The organism is Collinsella aerofaciens, from assembly GCF_039752955.1.
GTDB lineage: Bacteria > Actinomycetota > Coriobacteriia > Coriobacteriales > Coriobacteriaceae > Collinsella > Collinsella aerofaciens_BI.
Window position 1 is genome coordinate 22,111 of the sequence record NZ_JBDMHB010000005.1, and the last position, 22,772, is coordinate 44,882.

Below are 22,772 nucleotides of genomic sequence, written 5' to 3' on the forward strand. Positions count from 1 at the left end.
TAATGAAACCCAAAAGTGGTGACTTAGGGGAATCTTTTACGCGACGTTTTCGACCAGCTCAGCGACGATGGCGTCAAAGGCGGCAACCGGATCGTCGGCACCGGTGATGGGACGGCCCACCACAATGTGGCTTGCGCCACGCTCGATAGCCTGGGAAGGCGTCGCCACGCGGGACTGGTCACCTAAGGCGGCACCCACCGGACGCACACCCGGAGTCACGATCAGGGCATCAGGGCCCAGCAGTTCACGCATGTCGTGAGCCTCCATCGGCGAGCACACGATGCCATCGATGCCGTTGGCCTGAGCGAGCTTTGCCAGGCGGGCGGCCTCCTCGGCCACGGGCGACTCGACGCCGATCTCGCTCAAGGCATCCTGATTCATGCTCGTGAGCACGGTGATGGCGACGAGCTTGGCGCGGTCCTCGCGCGCCTCCTCGGCACCCTCGCGGCAGGCAGCGAGCATGGCGCCCGAACCCAAGCCGTGAACCGAGAGCAGGTCGGCACCGGCAAGCGAGGCCGAACGGGCGGCACCGCGAACCTGATGCGGAATATCATGGAACTTAAGGTCAAGGAAGACCTTAAAGCCCAGGTCCTTAAAGGTCTTGACGATCTCGGGGCCCTCAGCGTAATAGAGCGTCATGCCAACCTTGAGCCAGGCGGCATGGCCCGAAAGCTCGTGGGCGAGCTCGAGCGAACGTTCACGATCGCAGTCGAGGGCGACGATTACGCGGTCGCGGGCATCGGTCTCTAGCATTCGAAAGCACCTACCAGCTCGTTGATGTCCTTTACGCCCTGGGACTCGGCCCAGGCCTCGAGCTCATGCGCGATCTTGAGCGAAGCGCACGGATCGACGAAGTTGGCCATGCCGACCGACACGCAGGTGGCACCGGCCAGGATAAACTCAGCCGCATCCTCACCGGTCATGACACCGCCGACACCGTTGATGGGGATATCGACGGCCTGGGCAACCTCCCAGACCATGCGCACGGCGATGTGGTGGCACAGCGGGCCCGAAAGGCCGCCCTTGGGCTTGGCCACGCGGGACTTGCGGGTATGGACGTCGATGGCCATGCCCTGAATGGAGTTGATGACCGAAAGGCCGTCGGCGCCGGCAGCCTCGAGGGCCTTGGCGATCTCGGCGACGTTGACCGGCGCCATCTTCACGAACAGCGGCTTATCGGTCACCTTGCGGCAGGCAGCCATAACGGAAGAGGCGCCCTCGGGCGTGGAGCCCATGGCGGCACCGCCGGCGGCGATATTGGGGCAGCTCACGTTGATCTCGTAGCCGGCAGCCCAGGGGCACAGCTCGACATACATCTCGAGTGCGCGGACAAACTCGTCAACGGAGTGGCCGGCAACCTGACAGATGACCTGGCAGCCGTCCTTGGAGAGCTGCTCGAGCCACGGACCGGACTCGCGAGCAAAGGCGGCCACGCCGGGGTTCTGAAGGCCCACGGAGTTGATCATACCGCCGGGGATCTCGGCCATGCGGGGCGCGGGGTTACCGGGCCAGGGCTCGGCTGCGCAACCCTTGGTGGTGATGGCGCCCAGTTGGGAAACATCAAAGAAGTTCTGGAACTGCCAGCCGTAGCCAAAGGTACCGGCTGCGGTGTTGATGGGGTTTTGCATCTTGACGCCGCCGAAATCGACGGCCATGTTCACGGTACCCACTAGAAGACCACCACCTTGGAAGCATCGAACACGGGGCCGCACATGCAAGCGCCCTTCATACCGTCGACCGTCTCGACATTGCAGGTGTTGCAGGCGCCAAAGCCACAGCTCATCATGCGCTCAAGCGACACCTCGCAGTACGCACCGGCCTCGGCGGCAGCGGCGGCGACTTTCTTCATCATGACAGCGGGGCCGCAGCTGGCGACGTAGTCGTAGGCGCCCTCGCCGAGCAGCTCGGCGGCAGGATCGGTGCAAAAACCGTGCGTGCCGAGCGAGCCGTCGTCGGTGCAAACGTTGACCGTGGCGCCCAGCGCGCGGAACTCATCGACACCCACGGCCTTGGAAGCGGTGCCAAAGCCCAGGCACACGTCAACATCCACGCCCTGCTCGGCAAGCATACCGGCAAGACACAGCACAGGCGGAACGCCGATGCCACCGGCGACGAGCAGGGCCTTCCTGGTGCCCTCGGGTACCATCCAGCCACGGCCACCGGGGCCCAGCAGGTTAGAGGTGGAGCCAGGGCCCATCTGGGACAAACGACGGGTATCGTCGCCCACGACGGCGTACCACAGCTCGACGGTGCCGGCCTCGGCGTCGGCGCGGTAGTAGCTCAGGGGCACGCGAAGCAGCGAGGACGCATCGCCGGGTACGGCGATGTTCACAAACTGACCGGGCTTGAGCGCACTTGCAAGCTTGGGGGCCGAGATGACGAGCGAGAAGATGCCGTCGGCGATCTCCTGGTTCGAGACGACCTCGAAGTCGTGCATGCGTGCAGTGGAAGGTGTGGGCATAGACGCTCCAATCCCCCATGCGGTTGCATGGTCAAAACGAACAGAAAGCGCGGCACCGCAAGGGCGCCGCGCACAAAAGCGATAAGGCTATGCTAGCAGATGCAGCCGTCGGCAAGCGTCTGCTTACCGCCGACAAACACATCGGTGGCACGACCGGTGAGCGTGCGGCCGGCAAAACCGGAGTTCTCGGCGCGCGACTCGTAACCGTCCTCGCCAACCGTCCAGGTGGCGGACGCGTCGAACACGGTCAGGTCGGCAACGGAGCCCGCCTTGACCTGAACCTGGTCGAGGCCCAGGATCTCACGCGGCTTGATGGCCATGAGCTCGACCATACGGCCCATGCTCATCTTGCCCGTGTTGACCAGCTCGGTGAGTACGAGCGACAGCGAGGTCTCGAGGCCGATCATGCCAAAGGGCGCAAGCTCGAACTCGCGGGCCTTCTCCCACGGGGTGTGGGGAGCGTGATCGGTGACGATAACGTCGACGGTGCCGTCGATGACGCCCTGACGAATGGCCTCGGCATCCTCCTCGGTACGCAGCGGCGGGTTGACCTTGAGCGAAGTGTTGTAGGTCTCGTCCAGGTCGTTCTCGGTCAGGAACATGTGGTGCGGGGTGGCCTCGCAGGTAACCTGAACGCCAGCGGCCTTACCGGCACGCACGATCTCCAGACCATGGGCGGTGGAGATGTGCTGGATGTGCAGCTTGGCACCAGTCAGCTTGGCGATCTCGATGTCGCGGGCGATCTGGAGCTCCTCGCCGGCAGCCGGCCAACCCTCGAGGGCCAGACGGGTCGAGACCTTGCCCTCGTTGATCTGGCCGTGGCCGACCAGATCCTCGTCCTGGCAGTGGCTCATAAAGACCTTGCCGAACATCTTGCCGTAGTCCATGCAACGACGGAGCATGCCCGCGCCCTGCACGCCGCGACCGTCGTCGGTGAAGGCGACGGCGCCGTGGGCGACCATATCGCCCATCTCGGACATGGCCTCGCCCTTAAGACCGCGGGTCATGGCGCCCGACGGATAGACGCGGCAGTGACCGACCTCGGCAGCGCGGGACTTGACGAACTCCACGACGGTGCCGTTATCGGTGACGGGATCGGTGTTGGGCATGGCGCACACGCCGGTGAAGCCGCCCTTGGCAGCTGCGCGGGTGCCGCTCTCGATGTCCTCTTTGACCTCATAGCCGGGCTCGCGAAGGTGAACGTGCATATCCACCAGGCCGGGGACGAGGTACTTGCCGGAAAGGTCGCGGACCTCGGCTCCCTCGACGGCGAGATTCTCGCCGACCTCGGCGATCTTATCGCCGTCAATCAGGACGTCAACGACACCGTCAAGCTCGACAGACGGGTCGACGACGTGGGCATTCTTAAGAAGCAAGGCCATTATCGGCACCTCCAAGCAGCAGATACAGGATAGCCATACGCACGCAGATACCGGCGTAGACCTGCTCCAGGATGACGGAGCGTTGCGGGTGGTCGGCCATATAGGAGTCGAACTCGACGCCGCGGTTGATGGGGCCCGGGTGGCAGATGATCGCATCGGGCTTCATGAGCTTCTCGCGGTCCTTGGTCAGGCCGAAGAGCTTGTGGTACTCGCGAATGGTCGGGAACGGGGCACCTTCGAGGCGCTCCTGCTGCACGCGCAGCATGTAGACGACGTCCAGCTCGGGCAGGACGGAATCGAGGTCGCTCGTCACGTGGTCGCAGCCCAGGACCTCGGGCGCCGGCGGCAGCAGCGTGCCGGGGGCGACGGCATAGGTCTCGCAGCCCATGATCTTAAGGGCGGGAATCAGCGAGCCGCAAACGCGGGAGTGGGCGATATCGCCGACGACAGCGACCTTCAGACCGTGGAAGTCGCCCTTGTGCTCCCAGATGGTGTACAGGTCGAGCAGGGCTTGCGTGGGATGGTTGTGCTTGCCATCACCGGCGCAGATGACGCTTGCGGGCGAGTTCTGCGTGACGATGTAGGGAGCGCCGGCGTGCTTATCGCGCACGACGATGCAGTCGATCTTATAGGCGTTGAGGGTCTCGACGGTGTCGACGAGGCTCTCGCCCTTGACCGTGGAGGTCGAGGAGCCGCCAAAGTTAAGGCTGTCGGCCGAAAGACGCTTCTCGGCGAGCTCGAAGGAGCTGCGGGTGCGCGTCGAGGGCTCGTTGAACATGTTGACGATGGTCTTGCCCTTGAGCGTGGGGACCTTCTTGATCGCACGCTCGTTGACCTCGGAGAACGCCTTGGCGGTCTCGAGGATGAGCTTGATATCCTCTTCGGAGTACTCGGTAATGTCGATCAGGTGCTTATGGTTGAACGCCACGGTACTACTCACCTCCCAGCGGCGCAGAACCCACGTGGGAGCCCGGCGCGACGTCGTTGATCTCGACGGCGGTGTGGCCGTCGACTTCCTTCATATATAGATGCACGTTCTCCTCATGCGACGAGGGAACGTTCTTGCCGACAAAGTCCGGCGAGATGGGGAGCTCGCGGTGGCCGCGGTCAACGAGGACTGCCAACTCAATGCGGCTCGGACGGCCCAGGTCCATGACGGCGTCGAGAGCGGCGCGGATGGTACGGCCCGTATACAGGATGTCGTCCACCAGCACGACGCGCTTGCCGTCGACGCTGAAGGGAATGTTGGTAGCGTGGATCGCGGGAGCGAAATTGGTAGCGTAGTCATCGCGGTAGAAGCTGATGTCCAGGCTGCCGAGCGGAACTTCGACGCCCTCGATCTCCTTGATCTCCTCGGCGAGCTTCTTTGCCAGAAGGTCGCCGCGCGTGACGATGCCAACCAGAGCGAGGTCTTCACAGCCCTCGTTGCGCTCGAGAATCTCGTGCGCGATGCGAGTCATCGCTCGATTGACGGCGGTCTCGTCCATGATGACCGCCTTGGGGGAAGTCGTGCCCATCGATCTCCTTCCTCACATGTCTTGACTGCTGACACAGTCAAAAAAATAGATGCCCGACCGCTCAAAGCGGACCAGACACCCACAGGAAGGGCTGCTCTTTGGCAGCTATGTAATTCCATGTGGGTATCTCGTACCCCTTTAATGGTCAAGGGATAGTGTAGCCAACCTCGAGCTTAATTGCGAGCATAAATACAGAGCAATCCGTAAACGGAGCCCAAAGCCCAATAAACCTATATATATTTGTGGGACGAGCTTGAAAACGCATGCACGAGCTGGCATAATCCCCTCTGCTGCACGCAAATCGGATCTACGTCCAGGGCCGTGGCGTGGGCACTATCGCCAAAAGAGGAATATCTCTGTGTAGATTGCGCACAGGGAGTGACTTCTGTGCTATAGTTCAGGCTTGTTTGTTAACGCGACATGTTCGTTTGTCGCCCAAGGAGGGTCAGTTATGTCCAAAGTTTGCGAAGTTTGCGGTAAGCACCCCGTTGCCGGTCGCTCCATCAGCCACTCTCACCGCGTCACCAACCGTAAGTTCCGCCCCAACATCCAGCGCGTCTACGTCGTCGTCGATGGTCACCGTCGCAAGATGAACGTTTGCTCCACCTGCCTCAAGTCTGGCAAGGTTGCGCGCTCCTAAATAAGGTCTTACCAACAAGTACCTCGGACTCTCCGGGTCAAAGACCTCGCGTTCATATAGAACTTACCAAAGGCGTCCTCCCCTACGGAGGGCGCCTTTTTGCACTCATTGGGGACAGACTTATATGAGGGTTTGCAGATGTCAAAGGGATCATAGCGCAGCTGGTATGCCTTGTAACTAACGGTACGCCTCGAGCGAGTCGGACGCACCTTACACGGGATTGAAATGGATGTAATCGAGTAGCTGCACCGCCTGTGTGTCCGACTCAACCGCGACCCGCGAATAGCGATTATCAAACAGATGTCCCGTTTTCCCATTGAAATACTCATGAGAGTCTGTCCCCAATGAGCGGGGCGATGCATTGGGCATAGTTTTAGTTGAAACGGTTCATTTGATTGAAGCGTTTTAGTTTGTCTTTTACGGGAATCTGACCGTTCACCGAATAATTTCTTGCTATCATGCAAGGCGTAGGGTAAATCTCCGATCGCAAGGAGACACAAATGGTGAAAAAGTCACCGGAAAACACTACTCCCGCAATTGTGGACAACGTAGAGGCGCTTGAGGCTAAGCTCGCTCAGATGCGAGAGGCCCAGGCGCTTTTTGCTACGTACACGCAGGAGCAGGTCGACAAGATCTTCTATGAGGCCGCCATGGCCGCCAACAAGGCTCGTATCCCGTTGGCGAAGATGGCCATCGAGGAGACCGGCCGCGGCGTTCTTGAGGACAAGGTCATCAAGAACCACTACGCCGCAGAGTACATCTACAACGCTTACAAGAACACCAAGACCTGTGGTGTCCTGGAGCGCGACGAGGCTTACGGCATCACCAAGGTCGCCGAGCCCATCGGCATCGTGGGCGCCGTCATCCCGACGACCAACCCCACCTCCACCGCGATCTTCAAGACGCTGATCTGCCTGAAGACCCGCAACGCCATCATCATCTCCCCGCACCCGGCTGCCGCCAAGTGCACCATCGCCGCCGCCAAGCTCGTGCTTGACGCCGCCGTCAAGGCCGGCGCCCCCGAGGGCATCATCGGCTGGGTCGATGTCCCCTCCATCGAGCTGACCAACATGGTCATGCGCGACGTCGACATCATCCTCGCCACCGGTGGCCCGGGCATGGTCAAGGCCGCTTACTCCTCGGGCAAGCCCGCCCTGGGCGTTGGCGCCGGTAACACCCCGGTCGTCATCGACGACACCGCCGACGTGCTGCTCGCCGTCAACTCCATCATCCACTCCAAGACCTTCGACAATGGCATGATCTGCGCTTCCGAGCAGTCCGTGACTGTCATCGACAGCATCTATGACCAGGTTAAGGCCGAGTTCCAGAAGCGCGGCTGCTACTTCGTCAAGCAGGGTGCCGAGATGGAGGCCCTGCGTGCCGCCATGTTCAAGAACGGCGCTCTCGATCACCGCATCCCCGGCATGGCCGCTGCCAAGATCGCCGAGCTCGCCGGCATCGAGGTTCCCGCCAAGACCAAGATCCTGATCGCCGAGGTCACCTCCACCGACCCCGCCAAGGAGGAGTTCTCCCACGAGAAGCTCTCCCCGGTCCTGGCAATGTACCACGCCAAGGACTTCCAGGAGGCCGTCGACAAGGCCGAGCACCTGGTGCTCGCCGGTGGCCCGGGCCACACTGCCTCTCTGTACGTGCACCCCGCCCAGGCCGAGAAGATCAGCCTGTTCGAGCACGTCATGAAGGCCTGCCGTATCGTCATCAACACCCCGTCCTCGCACGGCGGCATCGGTGACCTGTACAACTTTGGCATGAAGCCGTCTCTGACCCTGGGCTGCGGCTCCTGGGGCGGCAACTCCGTCTCCGAGAACGTTGGGGTGAAGCACTTGATCAACGTTAAGACTGTGGCCGAGCGCCGTGAGAACATGCTGTGGTTCCGCGCTCCCGAGAAGGTCTACTTCAAGAAGGGTTCCACGCCCGTCGCCCTCGACGAGCTGGGCAACGTCATGGGCAAGAAGCGCGCCTTCATCGTCACCGACCAGTTCCTCTTCAAGAATGGCAACACCCGCGCCATCGAGGCCAAGCTCGACGAGATGGGCATCGCCCACGACTGCTTCTACGACGTCGAGCCCGATCCGTCGCTGCAGTGCGCACGTCGCGGCGCCAAGCAGATGGCTCTCTTTGAGCCGGACGTCATCATCGCCGTCGGCGGTGGCTCCGCTATGGACGCCGGCAAGATCATGTGGATGATGTACGAGCACCCCGAGTGCAAGTTTGAGGACATGGCCATGGACTTCATGGACATCCGCAAGCGTATCTTCACCTTCCCCGAGATGGGCAAGAAGGCCTACTTCGTCGCCATCCCGACCTCTTCGGGTACCGGCTCCGAGTGCACGCCGTTCGCCATCATCACCGACAAGGAGACCGGCATCAAGTGGCCGCTCGCCGACTACGCGCTGCTCCCCAACATGGCTATCGTCGACGCCGACAACTGCATGACCGCCCCGCGCGGCCTGACCGCTGCCTCCGGCATCGACGTCATGACCCACGCCATCGAGTCCTACGTCTCCATCATGGCTTCCGACTACACCAAGGGCCTCTCCGAGCGCGCTGCCAAGCTCGTCTTTGAGAACCTGCCCTCCAGCTTCACGAACGGCGCCAAGGACCCGCACGCCCGCGAGGAGATGCACAACGCCTCCTGCATGGCCGGTATGGCCTTCGCCAACGCCTTCCTGGGCCTCAACCACTCCATGGCTCACAAGCTCGGCGCTTTCCATCACCTGCCCCACGGCATCGCTAACGCCGTCATCCTGACCCGCGTCATGCGCTACAACGCCGCCGAGGCTCCCGTCAAGATGGGTACCTTCTCCCAGTATCCTTACCCCAACGCGCTGCACAACTACGCCGAGATGGCCAAGTACTGCGGTATCGAGGGCAAGGACGACAAGGAGGTCTTCGAGAACTTCATCACGAAGCTCGAGGAGCTCAAGGACTTCATCGGTGTCAAGAAGACCATCGCCGACTACGGTGTTGACGAGCAGTACTTCCTCGACACCCTCGACGAGATGACCGAGCAGGCATTCAACGACCAGTGCACCGGCGCTAACCCGCGCTACCCGCTCATGAGCGAGATCAAGGAGCTCTACCTGGACGCCTACTACGGCCGCGAGCCCCAGGACTACGCCGTCTGCTAGTTTTTAGCACGGTTTTTTGCGGCGGGGGTGCACGGGTGTTTCACACACCCCCGCCGTCGCTTCTATCGCATCGTTGAAAGGATGCAACCATGCTGCTACCCGATTCCAAGACCGAGCTCGTCCGCCGTGGCAACAAGGTCGTTTACGACCTGGGCGACAAGATCGTCAAGGTCTTTAACGAGACCAAGCCTGTCTCCGACGTGTTCAACGAGGCTTTGAATCTTGCCCGCATCAATGAGTGCGGCATCCGCAGCCCCAAGGCTCTCGAGGTTTCCCAGCTCGAGAACGCCAACGGCTGGGCGCTCGTGACCGAGAAGGTTCCGGGCACCACCCTTGCCGAGAAGATGACTGCCGAGCCCCAGCGCTTCGGTGAGTACCTCGAGATGTTCGTCGACCTCCAGATCGAGATCCACGGCTACACCTCCCCGCTGCTCAACCGTCAGCGCGACAAGTTCGCCCGCATGATCGACAGCCTTGATCAGCTCAATGCCACCACGCGTTACAACCTTCAGGAGCGTCTGGACGGTATGACCAAGGAGTTCAAGGTCTGCCACGGCGACTTCAACCCCTCCAACGTCATCGTCGGCGACGACGGCCAGCTCTATGTGTGCGACTGGGCACACGCTACCCAGGGCTCCCCTGCTGCCGACGTTGCCACCACCTACCTGCTCTTTGCCCTCAACAGCAAGGACCAGGCCGAGGCTTATCTAGAGCTCTACTGCGACCGCGCCGACATGCCCATGCAGGTCGTGCGTCAGTGGACGAGCATCGTCGCCGCTTCCGAGCTCGCTCGTAAGCGCAACGTGAACGATGAGTTCCTGAAGAACTGGATCGACGTCGTCGATTATCAGTAATATCTGAGCGATTTATTTCGCATCGGAGGCACAAAGGAAACCCCGCAGCTCGCATGGGCTGTGGGGTTTCCTTTTAGCGATTGAGTACGCCGACAAGATAAAAGGACGGCCCCGCATCTCCCCTATCTGGAGAAATGCGGGGCCGTCCCGTATATCGAACTACAAGCGAAATCGCCGATTAACGGCGTGCCGCCTTCACAAGCTCGGCGACCTTGGCGACGACCTCGTCGATCGCCACGTCCTCGCGCTCACCCGTAGCACGGTCCTTGAGCTCGACGGTGCCGTTCTTGAGGCCACGCTTACCCAGAACGACCTGATACGGGAAGCCCATAAGGTCGTTGTCGGCAAATTTAAAGCCGGGACGCTCGTCACGGTCATCGACGACGACCTCGATACCCTCGGCGCACAGGCCATCAACGATCTGCTCGCAGACGGTAGCGCACTCCTCCTTCTTGGGATCGAGCGGAATCACCGCGACCTCGTACGGGGCAACGGAGACCGGCCAGACGATACCGTGCTCGTCGTTGTGCTGTTCCACGACGGCAGCGAGCGAGCGGGACACACCAACGCCGTAGCAGCCCATGATGAGCGGCTTCTCCTTGCCATCCTCGTCCATAAAGGTGGCACCCATGGCCTCGGAATACTTGGTGCCCAGCTGGAAGACCTGAGAGACCTCGATGCCGCGGGCAGCGGAGAGCGGCTTGCCGCAGTGCGGGCAGGGGTCGCCGGCGACAACGGTGACCAGATCGGCCCACTCATCGACGGTAAAGTCGCGCTCGGGGCAGGCACCGGTAAAGTGATAATCGACCTCGTTGGCACCGCAGGCCCACTGCTTGGAATCGCGCAGGCTCTCGTCGCACACCAGACGGATGCCCTCGGGCAGGTTGACCGGTCCGATAAAGCCCTTGTGCAGGCCGTTCGCTTGAAGCTCCTCGTCGGTCATCATGCGGTAGCCCTTGCCAAAGACATGCTCGGCCTTGCAGTCATTGAGCTCGTGGTCGCCCGGGACAATGGCCACGACCGGCTTGCCCTCGGAGTCGATGAGTGCCAGCGACTTGCGCGTGCCGTTCTCGGGGAAGCCGAAGAACTTGGCAACGGCCTCGATGGTGCCCATACCCGGAGTCTCGACCTTGGTGAGCGTGCCATCGCCGGGGCCCTCGGTCACAACGACCTTGGTGCTTGCAGCCTCGTCATCGGCAGCAAAACCGCAATCGTCGCAGTAGACGAGCGAAGCCTCGCCGGCGTCGGCAAGAGCCATGTACTCGACGGAAGTGTCGCCGCCGATCTCGCCGGAGTCGGCGACAACGGGCAGAGCCTTGATGTAGCAGCGCTCGCAGATGTTAGCGTAGGCCTGCTTCATCTTGTCGTACTCCTCCTGCAGGCTCTCCTGCGTGGCGGAGAAGCTGTAGGCGTCCTTCATGATGAACTCGCGACCGCGCATCAGGCCAAAGCGGGGACGGAACTCGTCGCGGAACTTGTCCTGAATGTGGTACAGGTTGACGGGCAGCTGTTTGTAGGAGCGCAGCTCATTGCGCACCAGGGCCGTGACGGTCTCCTCGTGGGTGGGACCCAGGACGAACTCGCGACCGTGACGGTCGTCAAAGCGCACAAGCTCCTTGCCATAGGCGTCGATGCGGCCGGACTCACGCCACAACTCGGCGTCGACCATGATAGGCATCATAAGCTCCTGGGCACCGGCAGCGTCCATCTCGTCGCGCACGATATTCTCGATCTTGCGGATCGAGCGCCATGCGAGCGGCAGATAGGAATACAGGCCGGCGGCCTCTTTGCGGATCATGCCGGCACGGAGCAGCAGGCGGTGGCTGGCGAGCTCAGCGTCCGCCGGATCCTCTTTAAGCGTCGGCGCATAGAGCTTAGACATATACATTGCTCGGGTCATTTATTTCTCCTCAATAAGCTTGTCGACCTCTGCCATAAGCGCGTCGACAATTTGGTCCTCAGCTACTTTACCAATGATCTGGCCATGCGAAAAGAGCAAGGCCTGACCTCGTCCACAGGCCACGCCTAGGTCGGCGTCGGAAGCCTCGCCGGGGCCATTAACGGCACATCCCATGACGGCAATCGAAAGCGGCGCGGAGTAGTTCTTAAGCCGCTCGGTGACCTCCTCAGCAATGGGAATGAGGTCAACCTGGCAGCGGGCGCACGTGGGGCACGAGACGATCTCAGGGCCACGACGACGCAGGCCCAGGGACTGCAGAATGCCCCAGGCGACCGGCGGCTCCTCGACCGGATCGGCCGTGAGCGAGACGCGCATGGTGTCACCGATACCCTCAGACAGCAGAATACCAAGGCCCACCGAGCTCTTAATGGTGCCCTGAAGCTTGGTCCCCGCCTCCGTCACGCCCAGGTGAAGCGGAACGTGGGGAATCTCACGCGACAGGGCTCGATAGGTATCAAGCGTCGTTTGCACGCTATGGGCCTTGGCCGAAAGCACAATGTTCGTAAAACCGCGGTCCTCAAAGTGCTTGACGAAGCGCTCGCTCGACATCACGAGCTTCTCGGGCTGCGTAAGCTCGTCGCGCTCAGCGATATCCTGCTCGAGTGAGCCGGCGTTGACACCGATGCGAATCGCACAGCCCGCAGCGCCGGCGGCGTCGATGACGGCATCGACCTTAGCCCAATCGCCGATATTGCCGGGATTGATGCGAAGCTTGGCGGCACCGGCCTCGACGGCGCCGATGGCGAGCTTACGGTTAAAGTGAATATCGGCGACGATCGGCACCGGAGACTCGGCACAGATGGTGCGGAAACCCTCAAGCGCGGCCTCGGTGGGCACGCTCACGCGCACGATATCGCAGCCAGCCTGCGCCAACGCGCACACTTGTGCAAGCGTTGCCTGGGCGTCAGCGGTATCGGTGCAGGTCATGGATTGGACCACCACCGGCGCGCCGCCACCGATCTGCACGCCGCCCACATGCACGGGGCGCGTCAACTCGCGAGGCAAAGAATGGGATAAAGACAATCCAAACACTCCCCTACAGAATAAATCGAAGGATGTCGGAACGAAGCATATAGACAAACAGAAGCGCAAAGAGCGCGATGCCCACATAGCTCACAATCGTCTGGATCTTGAGCGGAAGCTCGCGGCCCACAATCTTTTGAATGATCTCGATGACCAGCTTGCCGCCATCGAGTGGTGGGATGGGCAGCAGGTTCATAAAGCCAAGCGAGAACGAAATGAGGGCGGCAAACGAAAGGAACGTGGCAGGGCCGGCAGCAGCAGCCTGTGAGGACATAACACTAATACCCACGATCGAAGAAGACTGATCGAGAATCTCCATCGTATGCTGCGGCTGGAGCAGGCGCATCACGCCCTCCGCCGTCTGCGCGACATAGGAGAACGACAGGCGAGCCGACGTGATGGGGTCTAAACGGACCACCTGCGTAGAGGCATACACACCTAGGCGCTCGTCCTTTTTGAGCGCAACCGAGGTCGAATGCTGCTTGCCGTCGCGCTCATACTCAATGGCGATATCATCCTTACCGGCGGCCTTGCCGATAGCATCGTAGACGTCCATCCAAGTGGAACATGAGACACCGTCAACCGAAAGGATCGCGTCGCCGCCCTCGATACCCGCCTTGGCGGCAATAGACCCCTCGTCAACCTGACCGATCACGTTGGTATCCATCGGCACGGTGACACCCGCAATAGAGTAGATGCTCATAAGCAGCAAAAAGCCCGTCAGGATATTGACGAGAATGCCCGCGAGCAGCATAAAGGCGCGCTTGAGAAAGCCCTGGCCAAGATAGGTGTGCGAACGCTCTTGTGCAAGGAACTCGGCCTCGCCGCACGGCAGCTCCCATACATCGCCCTCGGCAGTTGAATGTTCGCGATCGAAACGGCGGCCGTCAAAGGTAGTGTAACCCGCCGCATCTCGCGGCAGCGTCTGATACCTGGTGGGATAGTAGCTCGGCGAGGGCTTCTCCCCTTCCTCATACCAGGGTGCGATGGAACCCCAGCCCAGCAACAGGGCGCATGCCTCGAGCACATCCTCCTCGGAAAGCTCAAGCTCGACAGCAAGGTCGGCCACGGTCACGCGACCATGACGATAGATAGCCGCGAGCACGCGGTCGGCACACGAGACGTCGGTCGGATCCATACCGCAAATGGCAGCGTAGCCACCCAGCAGCAGCGGGGTCACGCCAAACTTGGTTCCAATGCGACGCGACGTGTAATGGATGTCAAAGCGGCACGGCAGGCCCAAAAAGAACTCGGTCACACGGACGCCGCAGGCACGCGCCGCCAAAAAGTGGCCGCCCTCGTGCAAAAACACGAGGACGGAAAGCATCAGCAGGCCCCAAAAGACCGATGAGAGAACGCTCAGAACAGTATCCATAAAACGAAAAAGCAATCCTTATGGGTTAGGAACGGGTTGCGGCGAGCACCTGCGCAGCTTTTTCACGCGCCCACGCATCGATGTCGCGAAGCTGCTCAAACGAATCGACCGCCTGCATATCGTGGGCATCCATGCAGGATTCCACAATGCAATCGATATCGGTAAAGCTGCAGTCATCGTGCAGGAAGGCATCGACGGCGACCTCGTTGGCGGCATTGAGCACGCACGGCATGGTGCCACCCGTCTTGCCGGCACGTTCGGCCAGTGCCAGACAGCGGAAGGTATCCATGTCGGCAGCATCAAACGTGAGCTGCCCCAGCTCGCGGAAATCGATACGAGGCGCCGGGGTATCCCAACGCTCGGGATACGAGAACGCGAACTGGATGGGAATACGCATGTCGGAAGCACCGAGATGCGCCATCACGGAGCCGTCGGCAAACTCGACCATAGAGTGAATCTTGGACTGACGCTGCACGACCACGTTAATGAAATCGAGGTCGCAGTTAAACAGATGCATGGCCTCAATGCGCTCTAGGCCCTTGTTCATGAGGGTGGCGGAGTCGATGGTGATCTTGGCGCCCATGGCCCACGTGGGATGTGCGAGGGCATCGGCACGCGTCACGCGATTGAGCTCGTCGCGCGTGCGGCCAAAGAACGGACCGCCCGAGCAGGTGAGCCAAATACAATGAGCCTCGCGCGGGTCCTCCCCCAGATAGCACTGGTAGATGGCGGAGTGCTCAGAGTCGACTGGAATAAGCTGGCCCGGTTGTGCCAACGGCATAAGCAAGTCGCCACCGACGACGAGGGACTCCTTGTTGGCAAGGGCAAGACGCTTATTCGAGGTCAAGGCCGCATGGCTCGCCTCGAGACCGGCGGCGCCCACAATAGCGACGAGCACGCAGTCGACATCGTCGCGACACGCGAGCTCGCAAACCGCCTGCGCGCCAACGCCGAGCTTCGTTCCCTCGGGCAACTCCTGCAGCACGGCGTCATCGCCATGAGCGACATCGGCCACGGCAACCGCCGGAACCGAGAACTCGCGGGCAGCGGCAACGAGCTCGGAGGTACTGGAGTTAACGGACAGCGCCGTCACCTGCAGGCGATCGGCATGCTGGCGGCACACATCGAGCGCCTGGGTGCCGATAGAGCCCGTACAACCCAGGATGGCAACACGGAGACGTCCATCGGGGCCATACGTCGTCTGGAAGGACATTACAGCACGCCTCCGATCATCAAAAGCAGCTGCGCGGTAATGCAGCCAAAGATAAGCGAATCGCTACGATCGAGCATGCCGCCATGGCCCGGGATAAGGTTGCCGGAATCCTTGACGCCCACACCGCGCTTGATGCGCGACTCGATGAGGTCGCCGATAACGCCCAGGACGGACACGACCACGCCGCACAGCAGCGCATAGGGCAGGCTGAGCTTGTAGAAGTGCGTCGCCCACAGGATGAGCCAAATCAAAACCGAGCCAAGAATGCCGCCGACAAACCCCTCCCAGCTCTTTTTGGGAGAGATCTTGGGGACCATCTTGTGTTTACCGATACGGCTGCCCACGATGTAGGCAAACGAATCGGAGACCCAAAGGGACGCACAAACGCCCACCGAAAGCAGGGCGCCGGCAAAACCGGGCACGGCATCGCGCAGCAGCACGATAGCCGACAGCATAAAGCCAGTGTAGATGGGGCCCATGAGCGTCACGGCCACATCAGAGATGCGGGTACGCGGCGACCAGACATACCAAATGCCCACAGCGAGCATCAGGGCAAAAAGCAGGGCATTCAGCAACATCGAATCGCCCAACGCCGACAGCGGAAAGAGTACGGCGGCAGCGATACCCATGCGCTCGTTAGCCATCTTGCCATCGAGCCTCGTCATACGGAAAAATTCATAGCAGCACAGACCGCTCATGACAGAAACAAAGATGGCCGTGGGCACAATACCCAAAACCAAGCACAAGATAAAGACAACGGCGTAGACGATACCGGCGGCGGCACGGGTAATAAAGCCCGCCAGCCACGAACCGGTGCCGCTCTTCGCTGCAGGCGCTCCCGAAGTGGCAGCTTTGCGCGCAGGCGTCTTGGGAGAAGATGCCTTGGGACGATCGGACACGATTAAGCCTCCTCGGTCTTGCTCAGTCCACCAAACCTACGGTCACGGCCCTGATAGGCCAAAATGGCGTCGACAAGGCCCCAACGATCAAAATCGGGCCAATAGGTATCGGTGACGTAGAACTCGGAATAAGCCACCTGCCACAGCAGATAGTTCGAAAGGCGCAGCTCACCAGAGGTGCGAATCACAAGCTCAGGATCGGGAAGACCGGCAGTATAGAGGTGAGAAGCCACCATGTCGTCATCAATTGCGGCAGGGTCGATCTTACCGGCGGCAACGTCGAGTGCGATCTGACGGACAGCGCGAGTAATCTCGGCACGCGCGCCGTAGTTGACGGCAAGCGCCAGCGTCATACCGGTGTGATCGGCGCACTCAGCAAGACCGCGTTCAAAAACGTCGCGGGTCTTCTTGGGCAGCGCGGAAATATCACCCAAAAAGACAACGCGCACGTTTTCGCGCTTCAGAAGCGGCAACTCGTCGATGAACGTCTTGGCAAACAGGTGCATCAAGACGTTGACCTCATGCTGCGGGCGGTTCCAGTTTTCGGTAGAAAACGCATAGGCCGAAAGCACGTCGACGCCCAGGCGCACGCAGGCGGTAATGATCTCGCGCAGCGAGACGATACCCGCCTTGTGGCCCTCAGTGCGTGCAAGACCGCGCGACGTGGCCCAACGACCGTTGCCGTCCATGATGCATGAGATATGGTGCGGAATGTTATTGAGGTCAAGGTCTGAAAAACCGACGCCCGCAGGGGCGTCGGCAAAGTACTCGACCAGTTTATGCTCGTCGTATTGCACCTTAGATCTCCATGACCTCGGCTTCTTTTTCCTTCAGAAGCTCCTCGACCTTGGCGACATACTCATCAGTGTGCTTCTGGACCTTGGCCTGCTCGCGACGGACATCGTCCTCGGTGAGCTCCTCATCGCGCTCGAGCTTGTTGTTGAAGTCGCGACGGATGTTACGGATAGACACCTTGGCCTGCTCGGCGTACTCGCGGCACTCCTTGACGAGCTCGCGACGGCGCTCCTCGGTGGGAGCCGGGAACGGCAGACGAACGACGGTGCCATCGGAGTTGGGGGTAATACCCAGATCGGAAGCGCCGATGGCCTTGACGATAGCGTTGATAAGTGCCTTGTCCCACGGCTCGATGAGCAGCATGTGGGCCTCGGGGGTCTTGACGGCGGCAATCTGCGTGACCGGCGTGGGAACACCGTAATAATCGACGGTGATGTCGGACAGAATGTTGGCATTGGCGCGGCCGGTACGGACCTTGGAGAAGTTATGCTTGAGGGACTCGAGCGACTTGTCCATATGGGCGGTGATGTTCTCTGCCATGCTTAATCCTCCTGATAGACGAGCGTGCCGACGGGCTCACCCGCGAGCGCGCGCTTGACGGTGTCCTCGCCATCGATGTTGAGGACCAAAATCGGCATACGGTTGTCCTGGCACAGTGCCGTAGCCGTGGAATCCATAACCTGCAGACCGCGGACGAGCACCTCGTGATAGGTAATCTTGTCAAAACGGACGGCGTCGGCGCACTTGACGGGATCCTTGTCGTAGATGCCGTCAACCTTGGTGGCTTTAATCAGAATCTCGGCGCCGATCTCGCACGCACGAAGAGCCGCGGCGGTGTCGGTCGTAAAGTACGGATTGCCCGAACCGGCGGCAAAGATAACGACGTTGCCCTTGGAAAGGTGGTTGATGGCGCGACGGCGAATATAGGGCTCGCAGATCTCGTTCATCTGGATAGCGCTCATAACGCGGCAGGGAACATCGTTGTGCTCGAAGGCATCCTGCAGGGCGAGCGCGTTCATAACGGTTGCCAGCATGCCCATGTAGTCGGCCTGAGCACGCTCCATGCCACCGGCAGCGCCGGCCATGCCGCGGAAAATATTGCCGCCGCCGACAACGACGCCGACCTCATGGCCAACGGCGAGCAGCTCCTTGACCTGTTTGGCAAGATGGTCGGTAACCTTGGGGTCGATGCCATACTGGCCGTCGCCCATCAGTGCTTCGCCAGAAAGCTTAAGAAGCACGCGTTTATATCGGATGTCGGACAAAGCGATCCTCCTTTAGATTGAACTCTCAACATTCTATCAAAGGCTCTAAGAAGAGCCATGAAAAAGCAGGCTGTGAGTAAAACCCACAGCCTGCTCATTACCAGCTACAAGAGCTTATTTACTCGCCACGAACCAGACGGTCAAAGGCAACGACGGTAATGGTGTCGCCGAGCTCCTTGGAGACCTGCTCAGCGTACTTCTTGATGGTGAGGGAGCTGTCCTTGATGAACTCCTGCTCGGTGAGCACGGACTGCTTGTAGAACTTCTCCAGACGGCCGACAGCCATCTTCTCCTGGATAGCCTCGGGCTTACCGGACTCGGCAGCCTGAGCCATGTAGATCTGCTTCTCGTGCTCGACGGTCTCGGCCGGAACCTGATCGCGGGTAGCACAGATCGGGGCGACGGCGGCAACCTGAAGGGCAACGTCGTGAGCGAAGGTCTTGAAGGACTCAGCCTGAGCGGTCTCGGCCTTCTCGAAGGCGAACTCGACGAGGACGCCGATCTTACCACCCATGTGGATGTAAGAAGCGAGCGCGCCGTTCTCAGCCTTGCGAGCAGCGAAGCGGGAGATCTTCATGTTCTCGCCCATGATGTGAATCATCTCGGTGAGCTCGGAGGAAACGGTCTCCTCGCCCATCGGCTTCTCGAGCAGAGCGTCGACGTCAGCAGGCTCGGTGGTAGCGACAACCTCAGCGACCTTGGAAGCAAAGCCGGTGAACTTGGCGTTGGAGCCAACGAAGTCGGTCTCGCAGGAGAGCTCGAGCAGAGCGCCGGTCTTGCCATCCTCGGAGACGAACGCGGCGACAGCGCCCTCGTTGGTCTCACGGCCAGCCTTCTTGGCAGCCTTGGCAAGGCCGTTCTTACGCAGAACGTCGACAGCGGCGTCCATGTCGCCGTCAGCCTCGACGAGAGCCTTCTTGCACTCCATCATCGGGGAGTCGGTCATCTCGCGGAGCTGCTTAACCATAGCGGCGGTAATCTGGGCCATTGTGGTTCCTTTCAAAGAGATGAAAAAGAATTAACTAAGACTGATTTACTCGGCCTTGGGCTCAGCGGCCATCTCGGCCTCGGAGACCTGCTCCTTGCCGGAGCCAGCGAGGCAGGCGTCAGCCATGAGCTCGCACATAAGGGTGACAGCGGAGATAGCGTCATCGTTGCAGGGGATGCCGTACTCGACCTCGTCGGGATCGGAGTTGGTGTCGATCAGGGCGACGACGGGGATGTTCAGGCGCTGGGCCTCCTTGATGGCGTTCTCCTCGCGCTTGGTGTCGATGACGAAGAGAGCCTGGGGCAGACCCTTCATGTCGCGGGCGCCACCGAGGTTGGTCTGGAGCTTAGTGAGCTCCTTGCCGAGAACAGCCTGCTCCTTCTTGGGCAGAACAGCCATGCGGCCGTCCTCGACCATAGCCTCGAGCTCCTCCATGCGGTTGATGCGGGAGCGGATGGTGACGAAGTTGGTCAGCATACCGCCGAGCCAACGTTGGTTGATGTAAGGCATGTTGGCGCGCTCAGCAGCGTTCTTGACGGCCTCCTGAGCCTGCTTCTTGGTGCCGACGAACAGCACGTTGCCACCCTTGGCGACGTTCTTGACGAAGGTGTAGGCCTGGTCGGCGTCGAGGATGGTCTGCTTGAGGTCGAGGATGTAGATGCCGTTGCGCTCACCGAAGATGAACGGCTTCATCTTGGGGTTCCAGCGACGGGTCTGGTGACCGAAGTGGCAGCCGGCCTCGAGCAGGGTGCGGATATTAATCTTGGTAGCCATGTTAAACCTCCTGTGGTTTGCCTCCGCGCGGGGTCATCCTCCAAAACCAACCCGGACATGTGCTACCAAAGCCCGGGCACCACGGTATGAAGTAGCCGCGCGTGCGTGATAAAAACATGTTGCCGTGAAGCAACCCGATGAATGATAGCAGGAATGCCTCTTCCTGCCAACCCGCAATCAAAACCACACACCTCGGTGCGGCGCGGGACGTCCCAGCCACTATTCGCCGCGGGGATGGGCTTGAGCCACGGCACGTTTAAGCCGATCGGGTGTGAGATGCGTGTAGATCTGCGTCGTGGACAGGCTCGCATGACCTAGCAGCTCTTGAACCGAGCGCAGGTCCGCACCGCCCTCGAGCAAGTCGGTCGCAAAGGTATGGCGCATCGCATGCGGGGCGATGTCAGCCGGAATGCCGGCGAGCGTCGCCAGCGTATGGAACCGCCGCCGGAGCATCGCGGCGCTCATGCGATTGCCGCGCGCCGATATAAGCAGCGGATGCGGCCCGGTAGCGGGGTCGCGGCGCTTTGCCCGAGCGAGCAACTCCGGCCTCCCCTCTTCAATATAGAGACGCGTCACATCGAGCGCACGACGATACAGGGGGACGATACGTTCTTTGCTCCCCTTGCCCCACAGGCGCAGCGTGCGCTCGGACCATGAGATGGATTCCACATTGAGCGCCGCAAGCTCTGAGATGCGGGCACCCGAGGCATAGAGCAACTCGAGCATCGCCGCATCGCGCAGTCCCGCGGGTGTTGAGGTATCAGGCGTCTTGAGCAGCGCCTCGACCTGCTGGGTCGTAAGGACGCCCGGCAGGTCACGCGGCAGCTTGGGCGATGCGATCGCCGAGACCGCATCGCCCTCGACAATCCCCTCGACAGCCATCCACCGATAGAGTGAGCGAATGGCAGACAGGTGTGCCGCAAGGGTCCGAGCCGCCACCTGGCCACGCGACAGCTCGGCCAAATAGGAACGAACGGTCCGTACGTCGGCGGCGCGAGCGTCGATGCCCTCGCGCTCGCACCAGGCAGCAAAGCGCTCCAGTCTCGAGCCATAGGCCGTCACCGTGTTGGGAGAAAGCCCCTCAACGCGTGCGATATAGGCGATAAAAGAGTCGACGGTGTCGTACAGGTCAAAGGCTATGACCGGTCGCCTCCAAACAGATCGGGGCGAGTGGCCAAGTAGGCATCGAGGGCCTCGAGCGCACGGTCCGCATAGGCCTGATAGCGGTCGCGCTTGCTGCGGCGCTTACCATCCTCGAGTGGCGGCACCAGGCCAAAGTTGACATGCATGGGCTGATAGCCCACGGTGGCAGGATCGGTCGCATAGCCCACGAGCGCACCCAGGGCGCCCACGCGGGGCAACTCGACGCCCGCGGCACCGATAGCCTCGGCATAGGTGTTGAGCGCGGCGAGCAGACCGGTCGCCACGGCTTCCATGTACCCCTCGGTGCCGGTGATCTGACCGGCCAGGCGCACGGTCGTGCCGGGAACGGCAAAGGTGCCATCAAGCACATGCGGCGCATCAACAAAGGTGTTGCGGTGCATGACACCGTAGCGGAAGAACTCAGCGTTCTCCAGGCCCGGCACCATATGGAAGACGCGCTTCTGCTCGCCAAAGGTCAAGTTGGTCTGGAAGCCCACCAGGTTATAGGCGGTCTTCTCCTTGTTCTCGGCACGCAGCTGAATCGCCGCCCAAGGGCGACGTCCGGTACGCGGGTCGGTGAGGCCGACGGGCTTCATGGCGCCAAAGCGAATGGCGTCCTTGCCGGTGCGCGCAACCTCCTCGGCAGGCTGGCAGGCCTGGAACAGATCGCCGCCCTCAAAGTCCTTGAGCACCACGCGGTCGGCCGTGGTGAGCGCCTCGATAAAGGCCTCGTACTCCTCCTTGTTGAGCGGAGCGTTGAGATAGTCGCCGCTCCCCTGCTCCTCGTAGCGCGACTGCGAAAACAGCACGTCCATATCGAGCGTGGAGGCATCGACGATCGGCGCCGCGGCATCGAAGAACGCAAGGGCGTCGCCACCGACGAGCTTCATGACCTCTTCGCTCAGCGCCGGTGAACACAGCGGGCCCGCGGCAATGACCACGTGGCCCTCGGGGATCTGCGTGACCTCGCCGTGCACGACCTCGATATTGGGACGAGCGGCAACCTCGGCCTCGACAAGCTCGGAAAACTTGACGCGGTCGACCGCCAGGGCACCGCCGGCGGGAACAGCAGCGCGATGGGCGCAATCGAGCAGGACTGAACCCATGCGCTCAAGCTCGGCCTTCAGCAAACCAGCCGCGGAATCCGGACGGGTCGACTTAAACGAATTCGAGCAGACGAGCTCTGCCAGGTGATCGGTATGGTGAGCCGGGGAGCTCACCTGGGGGCGCATCTCGCACAGCTTTACGGCAAAACCGCGATCTGCCAGCTGGATCGCGCACTCCGAACCCGCCAGACCGCCACCGATAACTGTCACCTGATCGAACTGCATCTG

The 22,772-nt window shown here is 61.1% G+C and carries 21 protein-coding genes; 3 read left to right on the forward strand and 18 right to left on the reverse strand.

Annotation, left to right across the window (positions count from 1 at the left end):
* Positions 1–36 precede the first annotated feature (36 nt).
* The 6 genes from pyrF to pyrR form a co-directional block, all read right to left on the reverse strand.
* On the reverse strand, positions 37–753 hold the full coding sequence (pyrF, locus tag ABHR75_RS02315; RefSeq protein WP_148346226.1) for an orotidine-5'-phosphate decarboxylase: 717 nt from the start codon (positions 751–753) through the stop codon (positions 37–39).
* On the reverse strand, positions 747–1,655 hold the full coding sequence (locus ABHR75_RS02320) for a dihydroorotate dehydrogenase (protein WP_006236128.1): 909 nt from the start codon (positions 1,653–1,655) through the stop codon (positions 747–749). Before ABHR75_RS02320 ends, pyrF begins: the two co-directional genes overlap by 7 nt.
* Before the next feature lie 14 nt (positions 1,656–1,669).
* Complete coding sequence (locus tag ABHR75_RS02325) at positions 1,670–2,437, reverse strand: dihydroorotate dehydrogenase electron transfer subunit (protein WP_271760422.1); 768 nt, start codon at positions 2,435–2,437, stop codon at positions 1,670–1,672.
* Positions 2,438–2,553: 116 nt separating this feature from the next.
* A complete protein-coding gene (locus ABHR75_RS02330) occupies positions 2,554–3,843 on the reverse strand; it encodes a dihydroorotase (protein ID WP_161161343.1) in 1,290 nt (429 codons plus the stop codon).
* Entirely contained in the window at positions 3,827–4,771 is a 945-nt protein-coding gene (locus ABHR75_RS02335; protein WP_035138537.1) for an aspartate carbamoyltransferase catalytic subunit, read from the reverse strand. Before ABHR75_RS02335 ends, ABHR75_RS02330 begins: the two co-directional genes overlap by 17 nt.
* Positions 4,772–4,775: 4 nt before the next feature.
* On the reverse strand, positions 4,776–5,360 hold the full coding sequence (pyrR, locus tag ABHR75_RS02340; protein WP_117770320.1) for a bifunctional pyr operon transcriptional regulator/uracil phosphoribosyltransferase PyrR: 585 nt from the start codon (positions 5,358–5,360) through the stop codon (positions 4,776–4,778).
* A gap of 451 nt (positions 5,361–5,811) precedes the next feature.
* On the opposite strand from pyrR, the gene rpmB reads away from it, so the two are divergent.
* The 3 genes from rpmB (at position 5,812) to ABHR75_RS02355 (ending at position 10,003) form a co-directional block, all read left to right on the forward strand.
* A complete protein-coding gene (rpmB, locus tag ABHR75_RS02345) occupies positions 5,812–6,000 on the forward strand; it encodes a 50S ribosomal protein L28 (RefSeq protein ID WP_022094725.1) in 189 nt (62 codons plus the stop codon).
* Positions 6,001–6,500: 500 nt separating this feature from the next.
* Complete coding sequence (adhE, locus tag ABHR75_RS02350) at positions 6,501–9,149, forward strand: bifunctional acetaldehyde-CoA/alcohol dehydrogenase (RefSeq protein ID WP_346963524.1); 2,649 nt, start codon at positions 6,501–6,503, stop codon at positions 9,147–9,149.
* An 89-nt stretch (positions 9,150–9,238) separates the two neighbouring features.
* Complete coding sequence (locus ABHR75_RS02355; protein WP_006236119.1) at positions 9,239–10,003, forward strand: aminoglycoside phosphotransferase family protein; 765 nt, start codon at positions 9,239–9,241, stop codon at positions 10,001–10,003.
* A 178-nt stretch (positions 10,004–10,181) separates the two neighbouring features.
* On the opposite strand, the gene ABHR75_RS02360 is transcribed toward ABHR75_RS02355, so the two are convergent.
* The 12 genes from ABHR75_RS02360 to trmFO form a co-directional block, all read right to left on the reverse strand.
* Complete coding sequence (locus tag ABHR75_RS02360) at positions 10,182–11,903, reverse strand: proline--tRNA ligase (protein ID WP_229090669.1); 1,722 nt, start codon at positions 11,901–11,903, stop codon at positions 10,182–10,184.
* Positions 11,904–12,986, reverse strand: a complete 1,083-nt coding sequence (gene ispG / locus ABHR75_RS02365) for a flavodoxin-dependent (E)-4-hydroxy-3-methylbut-2-enyl-diphosphate synthase (RefSeq protein ID WP_346963525.1) — start codon at positions 12,984–12,986, stop codon at positions 11,904–11,906. It abuts the gene before it with no gap.
* Positions 12,987–12,999: 13 nt separating this feature from the next.
* Positions 13,000–14,361, reverse strand: a complete 1,362-nt coding sequence (locus ABHR75_RS02370; protein ID WP_346963526.1) for a M50 family metallopeptidase — start codon at positions 14,359–14,361, stop codon at positions 13,000–13,002.
* A gap of 25 nt (positions 14,362–14,386) precedes the next feature.
* Positions 14,387–15,574, reverse strand: coding sequence for a 1-deoxy-D-xylulose-5-phosphate reductoisomerase (gene dxr / locus ABHR75_RS02375; protein WP_346963527.1), 1,188 nt, complete (start codon positions 15,572–15,574; stop codon positions 14,387–14,389).
* Positions 15,574–16,473: a phosphatidate cytidylyltransferase gene (locus ABHR75_RS02380; protein WP_346963528.1), complete on the reverse strand. Its 900-nt coding sequence runs from the start codon at positions 16,471–16,473 to the stop codon at positions 15,574–15,576. Before ABHR75_RS02380 ends, dxr begins: the two co-directional genes overlap by 1 nt.
* A 2-nt stretch (positions 16,474–16,475) precedes the next feature.
* Positions 16,476–17,270, reverse strand: a complete 795-nt coding sequence (uppS, locus tag ABHR75_RS02385; RefSeq protein WP_055285137.1) for an undecaprenyl pyrophosphate synthase — start codon at positions 17,268–17,270, stop codon at positions 16,476–16,478.
* Position 17,271: 1 nt separating this feature from the next.
* On the reverse strand, positions 17,272–17,808 hold the full coding sequence (frr, locus tag ABHR75_RS02390; RefSeq protein WP_089573404.1) for a ribosome recycling factor: 537 nt from the start codon (positions 17,806–17,808) through the stop codon (positions 17,272–17,274).
* A gap of 2 nt (positions 17,809–17,810) precedes the next feature.
* Complete coding sequence (gene pyrH, locus ABHR75_RS02395; protein WP_040359955.1) at positions 17,811–18,533, reverse strand: UMP kinase; 723 nt, start codon at positions 18,531–18,533, stop codon at positions 17,811–17,813.
* A 118-nt stretch (positions 18,534–18,651) separates the two neighbouring features.
* Complete coding sequence (tsf, locus tag ABHR75_RS02400; protein WP_022094736.1) at positions 18,652–19,521, reverse strand: translation elongation factor Ts; 870 nt, start codon at positions 19,519–19,521, stop codon at positions 18,652–18,654.
* Between the two features lie 45 nt (positions 19,522–19,566).
* On the reverse strand, positions 19,567–20,295 hold the full coding sequence (rpsB, locus tag ABHR75_RS02405; RefSeq protein ID WP_006236109.1) for a 30S ribosomal protein S2: 729 nt from the start codon (positions 20,293–20,295) through the stop codon (positions 19,567–19,569).
* 219 nt (positions 20,296–20,514) lie between these two features.
* On the reverse strand, positions 20,515–21,435 hold the full coding sequence (locus tag ABHR75_RS02410; protein ID WP_346963542.1) for a tyrosine recombinase: 921 nt from the start codon (positions 21,433–21,435) through the stop codon (positions 20,515–20,517).
* On the reverse strand, positions 21,432–22,769 hold the full coding sequence (gene trmFO / locus ABHR75_RS02415) for a methylenetetrahydrofolate--tRNA-(uracil(54)-C(5))-methyltransferase (FADH(2)-oxidizing) TrmFO (protein ID WP_346963529.1): 1,338 nt from the start codon (positions 22,767–22,769) through the stop codon (positions 21,432–21,434). The genes ABHR75_RS02410 and trmFO overlap by 4 nt, the downstream gene beginning before the upstream one ends.
* Positions 22,770–22,772: the final 3 nt, after the last annotated feature.

Bases quoted from the DNA above. Each gene is read 5' to 3' on its own strand.
- ABHR75_RS02370 (WP_346963526.1), bottom strand. From the start codon at position 14,361: ATGGATACTGTTCTGAGCGTTCTCTCATCGGTCTTTTGGGGCCTGCTG.
- adhE (WP_346963524.1), top strand. From the start codon at position 6,501: ATGGTGAAAAAGTCACCGGAAAACACTACTCCCGCAATTGTGGACAAC.
- rpsB (WP_006236109.1), bottom strand. From the start codon at position 20,295: ATGGCTACCAAGATTAATATCCGCACCCTGCTCGAGGCCGGCTGCCAC.
- pyrR (WP_117770320.1), bottom strand. From the start codon at position 5,360: ATGGGCACGACTTCCCCCAAGGCGGTCATCATGGACGAGACCGCCGTC.
- ABHR75_RS02360 (WP_229090669.1), bottom strand. From the start codon at position 11,903: ATGACCCGAGCAATGTATATGTCTAAGCTCTATGCGCCGACGCTTAAA.
- ABHR75_RS02355 (WP_006236119.1), top strand. From the start codon at position 9,239: ATGCTGCTACCCGATTCCAAGACCGAGCTCGTCCGCCGTGGCAACAAG.
- ABHR75_RS02325 (WP_271760422.1), bottom strand. From the start codon at position 2,437: ATGCACGACTTCGAGGTCGTCTCGAACCAGGAGATCGCCGACGGCATC.
- ABHR75_RS02320 (WP_006236128.1), bottom strand. From the start codon at position 1,655: ATGGCCGTCGATTTCGGCGGCGTCAAGATGCAAAACCCCATCAACACC.
- dxr (WP_346963527.1), bottom strand. From the start codon at position 15,574: ATGTCCTTCCAGACGACGTATGGCCCCGATGGACGTCTCCGTGTTGCC.
- pyrF (WP_148346226.1), bottom strand. From the start codon at position 753: ATGCTAGAGACCGATGCCCGCGACCGCGTAATCGTCGCCCTCGACTGC.
- tsf (WP_022094736.1), bottom strand. From the start codon at position 19,521: ATGGCCCAGATTACCGCCGCTATGGTTAAGCAGCTCCGCGAGATGACC.
- trmFO (WP_346963529.1), bottom strand. From the start codon at position 22,769: ATGCAGTTCGATCAGGTGACAGTTATCGGTGGCGGTCTGGCGGGTTCG.
- rpmB (WP_022094725.1), top strand. From the start codon at position 5,812: ATGTCCAAAGTTTGCGAAGTTTGCGGTAAGCACCCCGTTGCCGGTCGC.
- ABHR75_RS02330 (WP_161161343.1), bottom strand. From the start codon at position 3,843: ATGGCCTTGCTTCTTAAGAATGCCCACGTCGTCGACCCGTCTGTCGAG.
- frr (WP_089573404.1), bottom strand. From the start codon at position 17,808: ATGGCAGAGAACATCACCGCCCATATGGACAAGTCGCTCGAGTCCCTC.